Source organism: Streptomyces sp. NBC_00158 (genome assembly GCF_045160885.1).
Classification (GTDB): domain Bacteria; phylum Actinomycetota; class Actinomycetes; order Streptomycetales; family Streptomycetaceae; genus Streptomyces.
The window spans coordinates 7,270,843-7,286,490 of sequence record NZ_CP108161.1 but is presented as its reverse complement, the minus strand read 5'-3'; the positions used below and the strand labels follow the sequence as shown (position 1 = coordinate 7,286,490).

Below are 15,648 nucleotides of genomic sequence, written 5' to 3'. Positions count from 1 at the left end.
CCGCTCCCCGCTCCGGTCCGCTCAGGACCGCCACGCCTCGATCGGATTGCCCAGCCAGCGGGTGTCGGCGGGGACGGACTCCCCGGCCATCACGAGTGAGGCGGGACCCAGGGTGCTGCGTGCCCCGACCGTGCTCCCGGGCAGGACGATTCCGCCGGGGCCCAGGGTGGCGCCCTCGCGGAGGACCACAGTATCCGTCCGCAAGATCCGGTCGTGGAAGAGGTGCGTCTGCAACACGCAGCCCCGGTTGACGCTGACCGCGTCGCCGAGGGTCACCAGGTCCGTCTCGGGCAGCCAGTAGCTCTCGCACCACACGCCCCGGCCGATGCGGGCCCCGAGCCCGCGCAGGAACAGGGAGAGCAGCGGGGTGCCGGGGACGGCCCCGGCGAGCCAGGGCACGGCCAGGACCTCCACGAAGGTGTCGGCCAGCTCGTTGCGCCAGACGAAGCCGCTCCACAGCGGGTGCTCCGCCCGCCGGTGCCGGCCGACCAGCAGCCATTTGGCCGCCACGGTGACGGCGCAGGCGGCCGCGCCCGCGGTGAGCAGGACCGCCCCGGACAGCACGGCGGCGCCCGGGACGCCCAGCGCGTCCGTCCCGGCCAGCGCGCACAGGGCCGCCAGGACGAGGACGGCGACGGCGGCCGAGCAGAAGACGGGCACGAGCCGGCACGCCTCGACCAGGCCGCGCGCCCACAGCAGCCGGGCGGGCGGGTCGTAGGTGCGGCTGCCGTCGGCGGCCTCCGCGGACCGGGGCAGCCGCACCGGTGGCAGGCCCAGGTACGAGCTGCCCTTCTTGGCCTTCTTCGGGGTGGCGGACAGGACGCCGACCAGACCGCCGTCCGGCACGCTGCGGCCGGGCGCGGTCATCCCGGAGTTGCCGAGGAAGGCCCGGCGGCCGATCTCGGAGCGGCCGATGCGCATCCATCCGCCGCCGCGTTCGCAGGGGGCGGTGAGGGTGTCGTCGGCGAGGAAGGCGCCGTCTCCGACGGTGGTCAGGCTGGGCAGGGCGAGCACGGTGGACACCTCGGCGCCCCGGCCGACGCGCATGCCCAGCAGCCGCAGCCACACGGGGGTGACCAGTCCGGCGTACAGCGGGAAGAGCGTCCCGCGGGCCAGGTCCATCAGCTGGACGACCGCCCAGGCCTGCCAGCCGACGCGGCTGTGGGTGGGGTGGTTCCCGGTGCGCAGTCCGAGGCTGAGCAGGCGTACGGCGGCCAGCACGAGCAGCGCGTACGCCAGGGCGAAGGCGAGCGCTCCGGGCACGACGGCGAGCAGCGCCCCGCGCAGCGCCCCGGCGGGGCCCGCGCCGGCGGGTACGAACCGGGCCGCGACGAGCAGCGCGGGGAGGGTTGCGAGCAGGGGCAGGGCGGTGAGGCAGAAGCCGGTGGCCCCGTACATGGCCCGCCAGTGGAGGGCGCGGGGCGGGCGTTCCCCGGGCCAGTTGTGCTTGGCCCGGCCGATCCTGACGGCGGGGGCGCCGCCCCAGCGCTGGCCGCTGGGGACCTGTCCGGCGACGGCGGAGCCGGGCGCGACCTCGGCCCGCTTGCCGACGCGGGCGCCGGGGAAGAGCATGCTGCGGGTGCCGACGACGGCGCCCGCGCCGATCCGGACGGGGCCGATCTCCAGGCGGTCGCCGTCCAGCCAGTGGCCGCTTAGGTCCACCTCCGATTCCACGGCGCAGCCGCGGCCGAGCCTGAGCATGCCGGTGACGGGGGGCAGCGAGTGCAGGTCGACGTCGGGGCCCACGCGGGCGCCGAGGGCGCGGGCGTAGCGCTGGAGCCAGGGGCCGGTGAGGGAGGTGGCGCCGGAGCACTCGGCGAGCCGCTCGGCCGTCCACAGCCGCAGGTGCACGCCGCCGCCGCGCGGGTGGCGGCCGGCCCGTACCCCGCGCAGCAGCAGGCGGGCGCCGCCGGCGGCGACGGCGAGGCGGCCGGGCGGGCTGAACAGCAGGGCCGCGCCGGCGGCCACGTACCACCAGGAGGCGGTGGGCGCCCACGGGTACGGTCCGAGGTGGTGCAGCAGGTTGCCGAGGGCCAGCAGGGCGACGGTCCAGCGCAGGCCCACGAGGGTGAACAGCGGCAGCAGCAGGAGGCACTGGGCGGCCTTGGCGCGGGCCGGGACCGGCGCGACGGTGCGGGCGGCGCCGTCCTCGCGCACGGAGCGCTCCAGCAGCCGGGCCAGTTTCCGCAGCGTCGGGTTCTGGTAGACGTCGAGGACGGCCACGCCGGGGTAGCGGGTGCGCAGCCGGGTGGTGAGCTGTGCGGCGGCGAGGCTGTTGCCGCCGGTGGCGAAGAAGTCGTCGCCGGCGCCGGTCACGGGCACGCCCAGGGTCTCGCTCCACTGTTCGGCGAGCCAGGCCTCGGTGCCCTGGAGCGGCTCGGCGGGGCCGGCGGTCTCCAGGCCGGGCAGGGGCCAGGGCAGAGCGTCGCGGTCGACCTTGCCGGAGGTGCGGGTGGGCAGTGCGTCGACCTGCGCGAGGAGCGGCACGAGGGCGGCGGGCAGTGCGGCGCGCAGCCGTTCGACGGCGGCGGTACGGTCCCAGCCGTCCTGGGTGACGAGGTAGCCGACGAGGAGCTGGTTCCCGCCGCGGGCGGTGCGTACGGCGGCGGCCGCGCCGGCGACGCCGGGCAGGGCCTGGAGCGCGGCGTCGACCTCGCCGAGTTCGATGCGCCGGCCGCCGAGTTTGACCTGTTCGTCTGCGCGGCCGAGGAAGACGAGGCCTTCCGGTTCGGCGCGGACCAGGTCGCCGCTGCGGTAGGCGCGCGGCCAGCCGAGGCTGTCCAGCGGCGCGTACTTCTCGGCGTCCTTGGCGGGGTCGAGGTAGCGGGCGAGGCCGACGCCGCCGATGACGAGTTCGCCGCTGCCGCCCATGGGCACGGGTTCGCCGGCGGTGTCGACCACCGCCAGTTCCCAGCCGGCGAGCGGGAGGCCGATCCTGATGGGCTCAGCGCCGGTCAGCGGGCAGGCGCATGCCACGACGGTGGCCTCGGTGGGGCCGTACGTGTTCCAGACCTCGCGGCCCTCGGTGACCAGGCGTGCCGCCAGTTCGGGCGGGCAGGCCTCGCCGCCGAAGATCAGCAGCCGGACCTCGTCGAGGGCGGCCGGTTCCCAGAGGGCGGCCAGGGTGGGCACGGTGGAGACCACGGTGATCTCCTGTTCCACCAGCCAGGGGCCGAGGTCCGCGCCGCTGCGGACGCGGTGGCGGGGTACGGGGACGAGGCAGGCGCCGTGGCGCCAGGCGAGCCACATCTCCTCGCAGGAGGCGTCGAAGGCGACGGAGAGCCCGGCCATGACCCGGTCGCCGGGGCCGATGGGCTCGTCGGGGAGGAACAGGGCGGCCTCGGCGTCGACGAAGGCGGCGGCACTGCGGTGGCTGACGGCGACGCCCTTGGGGCGGCCGGTGGAGCCGGAGGTGAAGATGATCCAGGCGTCGTCGCCGGGCCCCGGCCGGGCGGCGGGGACGGGGGCGGGGCTCGCGGCGGGGCCGGTGTGGTCGATGCGCCGGCCGGGGCCCAGGACCGCCCGTACGCCCGCTTCGCCGAAGACCAGCCGGGCCCGCTCGTCGGGGTCCTCGGCGTCGACCGGTACGTAGGCGGCGCCCGCGGCGAGGACGGCGAGGACGGCCACGTACAGCTCGTTGGTGCCGGAGGGGACGCGTACGCCGACCCGGTCGCCGCGGCCCACTCCGGCGGCCGCGAGGGCGCGCCGGCGGCGTTCGACCCGGGCGGCCAGGGCCCGGTAGGTGAGCCGGGAGGTGCCGTCGTCCAGGGCGGGTTCGTCGGGGTGGGCCCGTGCGGTGGCCTCGAAGACGTCGAGGAGGGTACGGGCGGGGGCGGCGGGCCCGGCGGAGAACCGGGCGGACTTGCCGGGATCGCCGGGTGGCTCCCCCTCGTCGGGCACCGGCTCGTCGGGCAGGGCCCCGTCGGCCGTCAGGGTGAGTTCACCGCGTTCGGGTGTGGCTGCCATAGGCCCTCGCGTCTCGCTCCCGGACACGTCCGGGGTGCCGGTGGAGCCCGGGTCTGCCCGGGTTGTTCCGGTCCGGCGGAGAACAACCCACCAGCCTAGTCCGCCGCCGGGGCATTTCCCGGGGAAGGCCCGGGCGTGGCCGGAAGCGGTGTCCTGTCAGGACGGTCGCACGGTGCGGGGGCCCGCGCAGTGGGCTCCGTACGCCTTCACCCGTTCGCGCAGGGCGCGGTCGGCGGTGACCACCGTGCAGGGGCGGCCGGCGTGGGCGGCGGCGAGTTCCACGATGCGGTCGTCGCCGCTGCCGGGAGCGGAGTCGACCCGGACTCCGGGGACGGAGGCGATGCCGCGGGCGGCGCCCTCGACGACGAGGATGACCTCCTCGCCGGCGTCCCGCTCCGCGAGCCGGTCGCGCAGCCGCTCGGCGGCGCCCTTGCGGTCGCGCCACCATCCGTCGGGCACGGAGCCGACGACGTTCGCCGCGTCGACGATGAGGACGGAGGTGAGGGGTTCGGTCACGTTCCGTCATTCTGCCACGGTGGTCTCCGGGGGTGCGACGACGAAGACGTCGGACAGCGGCGAGGTGTCCGCGCTGGCGCTGATCAGCAGGTCGTAGGTGCCGGGGGGCAGCGGACCGAGGTCGAACCGCTGCCGTTCGCGCGGGACCGTGACGGCGCGGTCGACGACCGGGAGGCCGGTGGTCCGGCTGGTCACCGAGATCCGGGCGGGGACCTCGGGCAGGGCGCTCTCGCTCTGTGAACTGCCGGCGCCGATCTCACAGACCACCGGTTCCCCGTCGAGGTAGAGGTCGTCGCCGAGGTAGGTGAACCAGCAGGTCACCAGGGAGCGGAGGTCGGCGATGCGGGTGTCGTGCAGGGACTGGAGGATGCCCTTCACGTGGTCGAGCATGGCCTCGTGGTTCTGCAGGCTGCCGTGCTTCTGCGGGACGAAGGTGCGGGCGTCCTCGGAGCCGGAGAGGGCGGCGGAGAGCTGGGGCACCGTGCCGTCGCCGCCTTCGTCCGCGTCGCCGCGGAGCATCAGCGTCTCGACCTTGTCGCCGATGATCCTGGCCGACTGCCGGGTGGGCTGGTCGGTGCCGACGATCGGGTAGTAGACGACCTGGCTGGACTCCCACGCCGGGTCCTTCCGGTTGGCGTCGGCCGCGTCCTCCATCTCCTTGTGGAAGTCGGTGAGGTGGCTGCTCCACTGCGGCTGCCAGCCGGGGAGCCCGGCCTTGGCGGGGATGGCCGCCGTCCCGTCCGGCCCGTACACGCACCGGTAGACGGGGGCGAGCTGGTGCAGGCCGGTGAAGGAGCGCAGGAGCCTGGTGAGGTCGTGTTCGAAGGGGCCGATGCGCTTGTGGAAGCCGTTGCAGAGGAAATCGACCGCGTTGAGGGAGCCGTAGTACGGGGTGCCGAAGGTCACGACGGCCCTGGTGTCCTTCCAGCCACCGAGCACCTCGACGAAGTAGCGGGACACGAGGCCGCCCATCGAGTGCCCGACCAGCACGAGCTGGGCCGCCGAGTTGCCGCTCTTCTCGCGCCAGGCGGCCAGCCAGTTCCCGCTCCGCTCGGCCAGTTGCCGCGCGGCGGCCCGGTTGTCGCGCCGCCAGTCGTACGGGAAGGGGAAGTAGTTCTCGCCGGGTGTCAGATCGAACCGGTCCAGCAGGAACCTCTCGATGGCCGTGTAGCCGTCGATCTTCCACAGGCCGGGCAGGGTGTGGAGGTCGGGCACCAGCCGGGTGGCGACGATGCCGTCGCCGAGGTCGTCCGCCTTCCAGTCGTCCTGGCCGTCGCGCAGCTCCAGCTCCTGCAGGGAACGGCCCAGGCTCATCAGGGCGCCCACGACCGCCGAGGCCGAGGGGGCCCACACGTCCTTCCCGTTCCGCGCCAGTACGCTGCCGGTGATGCCGGGGAGCAGTACGACGACGTCGGGCATCGGCTCCTTGGCCATGAGCTGACCTCCTAGCCCCCTTGGGGGTCTGGCGGGCTGTCGGACGGGTTCTCGGGACGGACGAAGGGTTGAGCCGCGTTCCCGTAGTGCTGGTAGGCCGCCCAGGAGCTCCACCGCTGTTGGTCCTGCCCGCCGTCCTGCATCTTGTTCTTGTCGCGCTCCTCCTCATAGAGCTTCTTGCGCGCGGAGCGGACGGCTGCCCCCACCGTCGAGGGGTCCTCGGCGGACCCGATCTCGAACAGGTGCCGGTAGAGCTCCTTGGCGAAGGTGACCCCGTGGTCGTCGGGGATCCGCCAGGCCGCCCCGATGTAGTGGCCGACGCCGATGTGCAGGAACTCGTCGGCGAGGCTGGGTACGAGCGCGGCCTGCGGGTTCCCCCAGGGGGTCTGGTCGGCCCCGGCCGGCACTTCGGCGGCGCCGAGCCGGGCCGTGTAGCAGGCGTTGGCCACGACGATCAGCGGGGGCCGCTCCAGCAGGGTCAGTTCCTGCGCGGTCAGCAGGCCGTCGGCGAAGACCCAGCCCGAGCGCCGGCCCGTGCCGGAGGGGTCGTAGGCGCTGTGGCCGCAGTAGTGGACGATGTCGTTGCGCCCGCACAGCAGGGCCCGCCACACGTCGAGCCGCCGCGCGGGCTCCGCGCCCGGCTGGCGGATGGAGTTCGGTGCGCCGATGAAGAGGCTGACGACGACCCCCAGTTCCTTGAGCTGGGTGGCCACGGCGATGGCCTCCTCGCGGGCGCCCGGCAGGTGGAAGCCCTTCTCCGGGTCGCCGGGGTCGCCGATCACCAGGGCGTGCAGCGGCCCGTCGGCGGGTACCTCGGCCATCACCCGCGAGTACGGGGTCCTCAGCTGCCGGGACAGCTGGGTGCGGATCGCCAGGGGATCGTTGCGGTCGTCGTCGGCCGACGGACCGTCGGTGAGGAACTCCCATGGCACGGAGGCCGTGTCCCGGTCCAGTTCCAGCAGCACCGTGGCGTCGTCGGAGATCAGCCGCTGGAACTCCCCCGGCACGAAGCTGGAGAGGAGGCCGGACAGCCGGTGTGCGTCGTCCACTGTGGGTTCCATCAGCCGGTTCACGAGCTCGCGCAGCAGGTCCCTGTCCACCGGGACAGTCCGTTCCGGTACGGTCGCCCGTCCGGTCAGCGCCGCCCAGCTGAGGCCGCCGCCGGCGCGCGACTGGACGGACATACGCAGGGGAAGGGAGTCGTCCTGGGACTCTGCGGGGCCGCTGAACTTCAGGGTCAGGTCGGTGCGTTCCACCCCGGCGAGGTGCCTCAGCTGTTCGTGGACCTGCTCGCGAATGCCGGGATCGAAGTCGGCCAGCACCGTGCGCAGGGCCTCTTCCCGGGCGGCCGCCTCCGGGTCGCCCATGGGGTCGGCTCCGTCTTCGGGGGCCGGGCGGGCGAGTCCGGACAGGGCCTTCAGCGCGTAGACGGCGGCCGAGGACGCGAAGAGCCGGCCGCCCCTCTCTTCCCGCAGCTCCGCACCGATCCGCAACTGCGGCTGCGGCTGCGACTGGCTCGCGACGGCATTGGCCAGCGCCAGCAGGAGCTGTTCGGCTCGCAGCCGGTCGACCTCCACCACGAGCACCTCGGTGAGCCGTGGCACGGGCGCCAGCGGGCTCACGGCCGCGAGGGCGGTGGTGAAGCCGCGGACGAGGGCGCGGGCCGCTCCGTTGACGCTGAGGTTGCCCACGCCCGCGCCGATGAGGACGGTCGCCATCGTCTCCACGTGGCCGATGCCGATGGCTTCGCCCAGCAAGGAGGCGTACATCTGCCCGGCCCGGTGTTCATTGAGGGTGCCCATCGGCCCCATGCCGATGACGGCGGCCACCCGGATCGGGCCCTCCTTGCACGGGAAGTAGGTGACCTCGCCGAGCTGGGCGTCGATCCAGCCGAGCCGGGTGTGCTCCGTGATCAGCGGGCGGGGGCCGTCGGAGATGGCTCGGTCCAGCATGAGTTCCGCCGCGGAGGGCACGACCGACTGGTAGTGCCCGGTGACGTGCAGATCGGCGGCGACCTCCACGAGGTCGCCCCAGACCACGGTGATGTTGACGGTTGGACCATCCGGCCGGGGCTGCGGAGCGGGAGCCGGAGTCGGACTGCGTACGGGCCGCCGGTTGGCGGGTGTGGTCACGCCTTCCAGCAGGTCCTCGATGCGAACGGTGGGGGTGCTCACCACGACGCGCCTCCTTCGAGTCGCCCGAGCTTCGCGTACCGGGTGCACCGCACCTGCCCCCCACAGGATTATCCCACCGTTTCCGTCCGGGGCCCTGCGGGGGCGCCGGCCCCGGACGGGTCCCGGCGGACCGGTTCAGCGGTAGCGGGCGGAGGCGGCGGCGAAGGGGGTGGCGTGCTGGGGGGCCGTGGCGAGGAGGGCGACCCAGGAGCCGTCGGTGAACTCGATGTCCATCCGGCCCTTCTGCAGGACCCCCGACGGGTTGGCGCGTACGGCGGCCACCGCCGAGCGGGGCACCTCCCAGTAGTGCTTCATCACCGGCGTCGACTGCCACAGCGGCGAGACGTCGCTGAGCCCGAACCAGCGCCGGTCGGTGAGGACCAGTACGCAGGCGTTGGAACGGCGCACGTTGGCCCGGCCGATGACGAAGTGTCCGGCCGCGCTCTGCCAGCCGCCCTCCATGTTCTTGCCGTGCATCAGGCGCGTGCCGAGCTGGTCCAGCGCGTCGGGCATGCGGTCGATCGCGTCCGCCACGGCGGCCGGCCGCGACCGGCGCGGGTCGAGCACCCGGGACTTGGCGATCTGGCGCAGCTGGCGGGGCAGCCGCGCCTCGATCCTCCGCTGGAGGTCGGAGGGGTCCGGGGGCGCCAGCATCGACTCGGGCGGGGTGGGCACACCCGGCCCGAGTTCGTGGGCGCAGGCCGCTATGAGGTGCTCTCCCGGCTGGAGGAACTGCCGGGCCTGTTGGCGCCTCTCCTCGTTCAACGGGCGTGCTCCTGTCCTACTTCGGTGGTCATGTCCGGTGGACGGAATTCTCCCCCATCACCCGGATTTCATGATCACCGGGGCCCCCGCTCCGCAGGGCCTCCTCCAGGCGGGCGATGTCCCGCGCGTCCTTCTCCCGGCGCGGCCGTCCCGGGACCCAGACGGGCATCATCCGCTTGATCTCGATCTGGGCCGAGGGGCTGACGATCGGGCACACCAGGTCCCCGATGCGGCCCGCCGGGCAGTCCAGCATGCCCGGCGGCCACGGTTCCCCGGCCCATGGACCGCCCGCGACCACGGGACGGCCCCCGGGGCCGCGGGCCAGCAGCGCGAAGCTGCTCTCCTCGCCGTCCTTCACGAAGTCGAGCTGCTGTCCGGCGGGCGGCCCGGGCAGCGGCTCGTACCCGGAGTCGAGCAGCGCACGGGTGAGGGCGGGGGCGTCCTCGCTCCAGGCGAACCAGTCGACGTCCTCGTGGTCCCTCGTGGGCCCGCCGAGGTGGAAGTCCATCGCCCAGCCGCCGCGGAGCCGGACCTCCACCCCGAGGGCGGCGGCGATCCCGGTCGTCTCGGCGATCAGCCGGAGCTGGCGGCCGGTGCGTTCCGTGTCCATGGACGTGCAGGCTAGAGGGACGCTCGGCCGCCCCGCACCCCGGTATCGACGGCGGGGCCGCGCGGCGCGGGTCAGAGCGGGTCGGGGACGCCGATGTCGAGGACGCAGATGTCGTCGCGGTTCCCCGGCCTCAGCTCGGCCAGGGAGCGGGCGAGGGTCTCGCCGCGGCCCTCCCTCAGCAGCCGCAGTGCCGTCTCCGCCAGCCGGCCGAGGCCCTCTTCGATGTCCTCGCCGGGGTCCTCGACCAGACCGTCCGTGTAGAACAGGAGGTGGTCCCCCGGCAGCAGGTCGACCGTGTCCTGACCGTACGCGGCGTCGAAGCCGGCCCCCAGCAGGCTGCCCTCGGGCTGTGGCAGGAAGCCGGCCTCGCCGCCCCGGATCAGCAGGGGTGGCAGGTGGCCGGCGCGCACCCAGGTCAGCCGGTGGTCCCAGGGCTGGTACCGGCCCATCACCATCGTGGCCGTCGGCCCGTACTGCTCCGTCGCCGTGTGCAGCAGAAGGGTGTTCAGCAGGCGCAGGACGTCCGGGAGGGGTGAGCCGGTGATCACCATGCCCTTGGTGGTGAACCGCAGCTGGGCCATGGTGCCGACGGCGCCCAGGCCGTGTCCTGCGACGTCACCGACGACGAACAGGGCACTCCTGTCGGGGAGTTCGATAGCCGAGTACCAGTCGCCCCCGACGTTGATCCCGCTGTCGGCGGGAACGTAGGCGATGTCCACGCACAGGCCGGCCAGCTCCAACGACTGCTGGGCGATCGGCAGGAGGGTGTCCTGGAGGCGGGCGGCGAGGGCCCGTTCGGCCGTCAGCATGCCGCGCTGGACGAGGTTGGCGCGTTCGCTGTCCAGCAGCGCCTGCTCCGTGGCCCGCTGCTCCGTCAGGTCCTGGAAGAAGCCGTGCACCTCGATCGGGTTGCCGTCCGCGTCCGTCTGGCCCTCCGCGACGATCCGCAGGTGCCGTACGCCGTGGCCGGTGCTGATCCGGAAGGGCTGGTCGATCGCCCGGCCGTCGCCCAGCAGCCGCCGCACCGCCGCGGCCAGCCGGGGCAGGTCCTCCGCCAGGAGGTGCGCGGGAAGCTCCTCCAGCCGCAACGGGCCCAGCAGCGGATCCCGGTCGAAGATCGCGTAGACCTGGTCGGACCACGTGACGCTGTCCGTCACCAGGTTCCAGCTCGCCCAGCCCAGGTTCCCCAGTCGCTGCATGTCGGCCAGCCGGCGGGTCTCCCGCTCGCTCGTGTCGTGCCGGATCCACGACACCACCAGCCGCTCCCCCAGGCGGGCCGCCCGGACGGAGTACACCGACTGCTGCGGCACACCGGCGGTGACCTCCTCGTAGACGAAGGGCTCGCCCTCGTACACCGCCCCCGTGGCCAGCGTTTCCAGGTACCCCTCCCAGAGGGCGCCGGCCGCGACGGTCGGGTAGGTCTCCAGGATCCGCCGCCCGACCAACTCCTTGCCGCGCCGTCCCGCCACGTCCAGCGACCCGGGGGCGGCCGCATCGATCCGGTAGTCATCGACCTCCCCCGACGGGGACCGCAGCGGTGTCAGCAGGACCGCCGGTCCGGAGACGGCGTCCAGTACCGCCTGGACGGAGGCCACGTCCTCGTGCGGCGCCGGGTCGAGCCCGTGCGGACCCAGGCCCTCGCGCAGGGGCACCCCACAGAGCCGGACGGCCCTCCGCAGCAGGGTCCGGGTACGGGCGTCGAAGGGGCCCGGCCGGGTGCGGAAGAACCCGACGACCGTCGTCACAGGTCCGGTGCAGGGCACCGGGAGCCAGGCGCGCGAGGGCCACCGCCCGGGCGGATCCCCGATCAGCAGGTACTGCCGGGCGTCCCGTTCCGGGTCCTCCAGCCACACGGCCTCCCCGGCCGCGATGGCCTCCAGCGCGGCGACCCCGCTGAGCGGCGGGATGTGGCTCCACTGCTCGGCCGTCGCCTCTCCGGCACCCGCGTGGCCCACCAGCTCCAGGCTGCCCGCGGAGGCCACGGTGTAGATCATCACCGCGTCCACCTCCTCCGGCTCGCCGAGCTCCGCGCGGAGCAGTTCCGCGATCTCGTCCGGGGTCCGGACACCGGCCAGCTCCCGTGCCAGGTGGGCGAGGAGCTGCCGGTTGCCGGCAGGACGTCCCGCGTCGATGACGAAGCGGCCCGTACGGAAGGCCGCGACGTCATGCCCCGGCGCCACCGGGGACGGCCCCGCCCCGTCCGGCCGCGCCGACGGCGCCGGGGCGGGGCTGCGGCCCGTGCGGCCCAGGGTGATCCAGCACTCCTCCAGGACACTGCGCCGGTGCTCTGCGGCGCGGTCGACCAACAGCTGGTAGGCCGCGTCCGCCGAGACTCCGGCCCGGGCCATCACCATGCCCTTGGCACGTTCGAGGACGGCCGTCACCGAGGCGACGCCCTCGAGGTCCACGACCTCGGCACGCAGTCTGGCCACGACCTTGGCCAGAGCCAGCACCTCGGGGGCCGCGGCGTCACCGGCACCGGGTAGCACGGACTCGCCCTCCATACGTCGAGCATCGCACGCGGGGGCGACGGCGGCCGTTCGCCACGGCACGTGTCATGACGTGCCGGGTTTGTCGGGCACGAGGGTGGGCAGCCGCGCCCATACAGGCGAAAGGCCCCAGGACGGAGGCCCAGGATGTCCACAAGCACACTCATCGCCGTCATCGCCGTAGGCGTGGTCGTCGTGCTCGCCCTCGCAGCCATCATGTGGCTGCTGGCGCGGCGGCGCCACCTGCGCGACCGGTTCGGCCCGGAGTACGAACGCACCGTGGAGGAGAAGGGCGGCGCACTGGCCGCCGAGCGCGAGCTGCGCGCCCGCGAGGCGCGCCACGACAAGCTCGACATCAAGGAACTGCCCGCCGACCGGCGGCGCCAGTACTCGGAGCAGTGGACCGGCGTCCAGGAGCACTTCGTCGACCGCCCCGCGGGCGCCGTCGACGAGGCCGACGACCTCGTGTCGCGGCTGATGCGAGAGCGTGGGTACCCCACCGAGGGGTACCGGGGAGCGGTGCGCGACCTGTCGGTCGAACACGGCCGCACGCTCGACCACTACCGGGCGGCGCACGACGTCAAGGCGCGCAGCGTGAGCGGCCGGGCGACGACGGAGGAACTGCGCGGCGCGATGGTCCACTACCGCGCCCTGTTCGACGAACTGCTCACGGACCAGAGGAGCCGGTGACATGGAGACCCACGACGAGAACACGGCGGGCGAACGCACCCCGCTGACCACGGAGGACCTGGCACGTCCGGGCGGGGCGGGCGGGCTCGGCCCGCCGGTCTACCCGGGCGAGGCGTCCGGCGACGCCGCGGGGACCACCCCCGTCGGTGCGGAGGACGGTGCCCTCGCGGAGGGCCCGGACGGGTCCGCCGTGCCCGCGGAGCCGGACACCGGCGACGGACAGCCGCTGCTCGCCGCCGGGGACGCCGAGCGGTACCGGACCCAATGGGCCGAGATCCAGGGCCGCTTCGTCGACGACCCCAAGGACGCGGTCACCTCGGCGGACGGCCTGGTGGCCGAGGTCATGCAGGACCTCGCCGGGACGTTCGCCGAGCACAAGCAGGACCTGGAGGGCCAGTGGCGGCGCGGGGACCGGGTGCCCACGGAGGAGCTGCGGATGGCGCTCCAGCACTACCGGTCGTTCTTCAACCGGCTGCTGAAGACCTGAGCCCGTACGCGCTGGTGCGGGGCGGAGAGGCCTTGGTCCTCTCCGCCCCGCACCAGTGCGTACGGGTACGGGCTACTCCGAGGCGCAGCCGATGCACTCGACGTCGATCTGATCGGCGAGCTCGGTCAGTACGTCGGCCAGTTCGGACACCGTCTCCTCGTCGGCCGGCATCTCGCCCGTCTCCGTGGCGTGCAGCCAGTCCTCGGCCAGCTGCCGCAGCAGCGCGGTGACGTGGTCCGCCGGGATCAGCAGACCGCCGTCGTCCGCGGGAAACAGCGGTATCGAAACCTGGATCATGGGACTTCCTCCCGGACGACTCCTTACCGGCGGCTACCCCCGCTGGGCGGGGACAACCGTCGCCGGCCGGTCAGGTGCCGCCGGGGCCGCCGGCGGCCGCCAGGGCGGTGAGGACCCGGTCGGGGGTGAGGGGGAGTTCGCGGATCCGGCGGCCGGTCGCGCGGGCGAAGGCGTTGCCGATGGCGGCGGCCGCGCCCACCGTGCCGATCTCGCCGATCCCCTTGCTGCCGATCGGGGAGAGGTGCTTGTCGTGCTCCTCGACCCAGTGGGCCTCGATGTCGGGCACGTCGGCGTGCACCGGCACGTGGTAGGAGGCCAGGTCCCGGGCGGTGAAGTCGCCGTACGCCGGGTCCAGCGGGGAGTGCTCGGTGAGCGCCATGCCCAGGCCCATCACCATGCCGCCGACGAACTGGGAGCGGGCCGTCAGCGGGTTGAGGATCCGGCCGGCCGCGAAGACGCCCAGCATGCGCAGCACCCGCACCTCGCCGGACACCGGGTCGACCGACACCTCGGCGAACTGGGCGCCGAAGGCGTGCCGGGCGTACGGCGAGCGCTGTTTGGCGGCTGCCGTGGTGTCGGCGGAGGCGCACAGGCCGCCCTCGGGCACCTGTCCGTCGCGCCGCGCGAGTTTCAGCGCGAGCGCGCGGCAGGCCTCGTGCACCGCCCAGCCCCAGGAGCCGGTGCCGGAGGAGCCGCCCGCCACCGATGCCGGGGGCAGGCCGGAGTGTCCGACCACGGTCGTCACCCGGTCCGCGGGCACGCCCAGCGCGTCGGCCGCCACCTGGGCCAGGACGGTCCGCGCCCCGGTCCCGATGTCGGTGGCGGCCACCTCCACCCGGTAGGTGCCGTCCGGCAGGGCGTGCGCAAGCGCCTGGCAGGGGGCCAGGTACACCGGGTACGTGGACGCGGCCACGCCGGCGCCGGTCAGCAGGCCGTCCCGGATCCGGGGTCCGCGGGCTCCCGGCCAGCCGAAGCGCCGCGCGCCCTCGCGCAGGCAGGCGACCAGGTTGCGGCTGCTGTACGGGCGCCCGCTGTCCGGTTCGGCGGCGGGCTCGTTGCGCACGCGCAGCTCCACGGGGTCCACGCGCACGGCGTCGGCCAGCTCGTCCATCGCGGACTCCAGCGCGTACATGCCCGGTGTCTCGCCCGGGGCCCGCATCCACGAGGGGGTGGGGACGTCGAGCGGGACGACCCGGTGTGCGGTGAGCAGGCCGGGGGCCGCGTACATGACCCGCGCGGGGACGGCCGCCTGTTCGACGAACTCGCGGATGCGCGAGGTGTGGGTGGTGATCTCGTGGGCGAGGGCCGTGAGGGTGCCGTCGGGCCGCGCCCCGAGGCGCACCCGGTGCAGGGTGGGGGCGCGGTGGCCCACCACTGCGGGCAGGTGGGCGCGGGGCAGGGCGAGTTTGACGGGCCGGCCGGTGTGCAGGGCCGCCATCACGGCGAGCACCACGTGCGGGCGGGGCGTGCCCTTGCAGCCGAAGCCGCCGCCCACGTGCTCCGAGTGCACGGTGATCCGTTCCTCGTCCAGCCCGAACAGGGTGGCCAGCACGGTGCGCACGTACCCGGAGCCCTGACTGGAGTCGTACACCGTCAGCCGTTGCGCGGCGGCGTCCCAGTCGGCGGTGGCGGCGTGCGGCTCCATGGGGTGGTTGTGCAGCGGGGGCACCGCGTACCGGCAGTCGAGGCGGACCGGCGCCGCGGCGTACGCGGCGAGGGCGTCGCCGCGCTCGCGGCGCGCCGGGTAGCCGCCGTTGACCTGCTCGGGCTCGTAGCCGCCGGGGTGCTCTTCGTGCAGCCGGACGTCGGGGGCCGCGCCCCCGGTGTCGTACGTGACGGACACGGCGTCGGCGGCCTCGCGGGCGCGCTCGGGGGAGTCGGCGACGGCGAGGGCCACGTACCAGCCGTGGTGGGGCACCAGGTCGTCCTGGAGCAGCCGCAGCTCGGCGTCCTCGGTGGGCCCCAGACGGGGCGCGTCGGCGGCGGTGATGACGGCCGTGACGCCGGGCAGCGCCGCGGCCCCGGCGGTGTCCACGCCGGCCACCCGGCCGACGGCCACGGTGGCGGGTACCGGCCAGGCGTAGAGGCAGCCGGGCGGCGTGTGGTCCGCGGCGTAGCGGGCGGTGCCGGTGACCTTCTGCGGGCCTTCCCTCCGGGTGGCGGGCGAGCCGAGCGCGGGGGTGCCTTCCATGGTGCGTTCCCTCTTTCTCTTCTCCCCCG

11 protein-coding genes are annotated in these 15,648 nt (G+C 74.4%); 2 read left to right on the top strand and 9 right to left on the bottom strand.

Going from position 1 to position 15,648, the window contains the following annotated elements; all coding sequences use genetic code 11:
* Nucleotides 1-21: 21 nt before the first annotated feature.
* The 7 genes from OG553_RS33350 to OG553_RS33320 form a co-directional block, all read right to left on the bottom strand.
* Nucleotides 22-3,966, bottom strand: a complete 3,945-nt coding sequence (locus tag OG553_RS33350; RefSeq protein ID WP_405982572.1) for a Pls/PosA family non-ribosomal peptide synthetase — start codon at nt 3,964-3,966, stop codon at nt 22-24.
* Nucleotides 3,967-4,122: 156 nt separating this feature from the next.
* Entirely contained in the window at nt 4,123-4,482 is a 360-nt protein-coding gene (locus OG553_RS33345; RefSeq protein WP_405982571.1) for an NTP pyrophosphohydrolase, read from the bottom strand.
* A 6-nt stretch (nt 4,483-4,488) separates the two neighbouring features.
* Nucleotides 4,489-5,916 carry a lipase/acyltransferase domain-containing protein gene (locus OG553_RS33340; protein ID WP_405982570.1) on the bottom strand — a complete coding sequence of 476 codons (1,428 nt, stop codon included), beginning with the start codon at nt 5,914-5,916 and terminating at the stop codon, nt 4,489-4,491.
* A gap of 11 nt (nt 5,917-5,927) precedes the next feature.
* Nucleotides 5,928-8,090 carry a CHAT domain-containing protein gene (locus OG553_RS33335; protein ID WP_405982569.1) on the bottom strand — a complete coding sequence of 721 codons (2,163 nt, stop codon included), beginning with the start codon at nt 8,088-8,090 and terminating at the stop codon, nt 5,928-5,930.
* 135 nt (nt 8,091-8,225) lie between these two features.
* Nucleotides 8,226-8,855: a hypothetical protein gene (locus OG553_RS33330; RefSeq protein ID WP_405982568.1), complete on the bottom strand. Its 630-nt coding sequence runs from the start codon at nt 8,853-8,855 to the stop codon at nt 8,226-8,228.
* A 28-nt stretch (nt 8,856-8,883) separates the two neighbouring features.
* Nucleotides 8,884-9,465, bottom strand: coding sequence for a nucleotidyltransferase domain-containing protein (locus tag OG553_RS33325; protein ID WP_405982567.1), 582 nt, complete (start codon nt 9,463-9,465; stop codon nt 8,884-8,886).
* A gap of 71 nt (nt 9,466-9,536) precedes the next feature.
* Nucleotides 9,537-11,969 (bottom strand): SpoIIE family protein phosphatase, encoded by a 2,433-nt coding sequence (locus OG553_RS33320; protein ID WP_405982566.1) that lies wholly within the window; start codon nt 11,967-11,969, stop codon nt 9,537-9,539.
* A 132-nt stretch (nt 11,970-12,101) separates the two neighbouring features.
* Here OG553_RS33320 and OG553_RS33315 point away from each other — a divergent pair, with 132 nt between their 5' ends.
* Both OG553_RS33315 and OG553_RS33310 read left to right on the top strand, forming a co-directional pair.
* Nucleotides 12,102-12,644, top strand: a complete 543-nt coding sequence (locus OG553_RS33315; protein WP_405982565.1) for a hypothetical protein — start codon at nt 12,102-12,104, stop codon at nt 12,642-12,644.
* A 1-nt stretch (nt 12,645) separates the two neighbouring features.
* Nucleotides 12,646-13,131 (top strand): hypothetical protein, encoded by a 486-nt coding sequence (locus OG553_RS33310; RefSeq protein ID WP_405982564.1) that lies wholly within the window; start codon nt 12,646-12,648, stop codon nt 13,129-13,131.
* 72 nt (nt 13,132-13,203) lie between these two features.
* Here the strand turns inward: OG553_RS33310 and OG553_RS33305 are convergent, their stop codons facing one another.
* Together OG553_RS33305 and OG553_RS33300 are read right to left on the bottom strand one after the other, a co-directional pair.
* The gene (locus OG553_RS33305; protein ID WP_007262097.1) at nt 13,204-13,428 is read right to left on the bottom strand and encodes a DUF6213 family protein; all 225 of its coding nucleotides are present in this window, start codon (nt 13,426-13,428) and stop codon (nt 13,204-13,206) included.
* A 70-nt stretch (nt 13,429-13,498) separates the two neighbouring features.
* Nucleotides 13,499-15,619 carry a xanthine dehydrogenase family protein molybdopterin-binding subunit gene (locus tag OG553_RS33300; RefSeq protein ID WP_405982563.1) on the bottom strand — a complete coding sequence of 707 codons (2,121 nt, stop codon included), beginning with the start codon at nt 15,617-15,619 and terminating at the stop codon, nt 13,499-13,501.
* Nucleotides 15,620-15,648 lie beyond the last annotated feature (29 nt).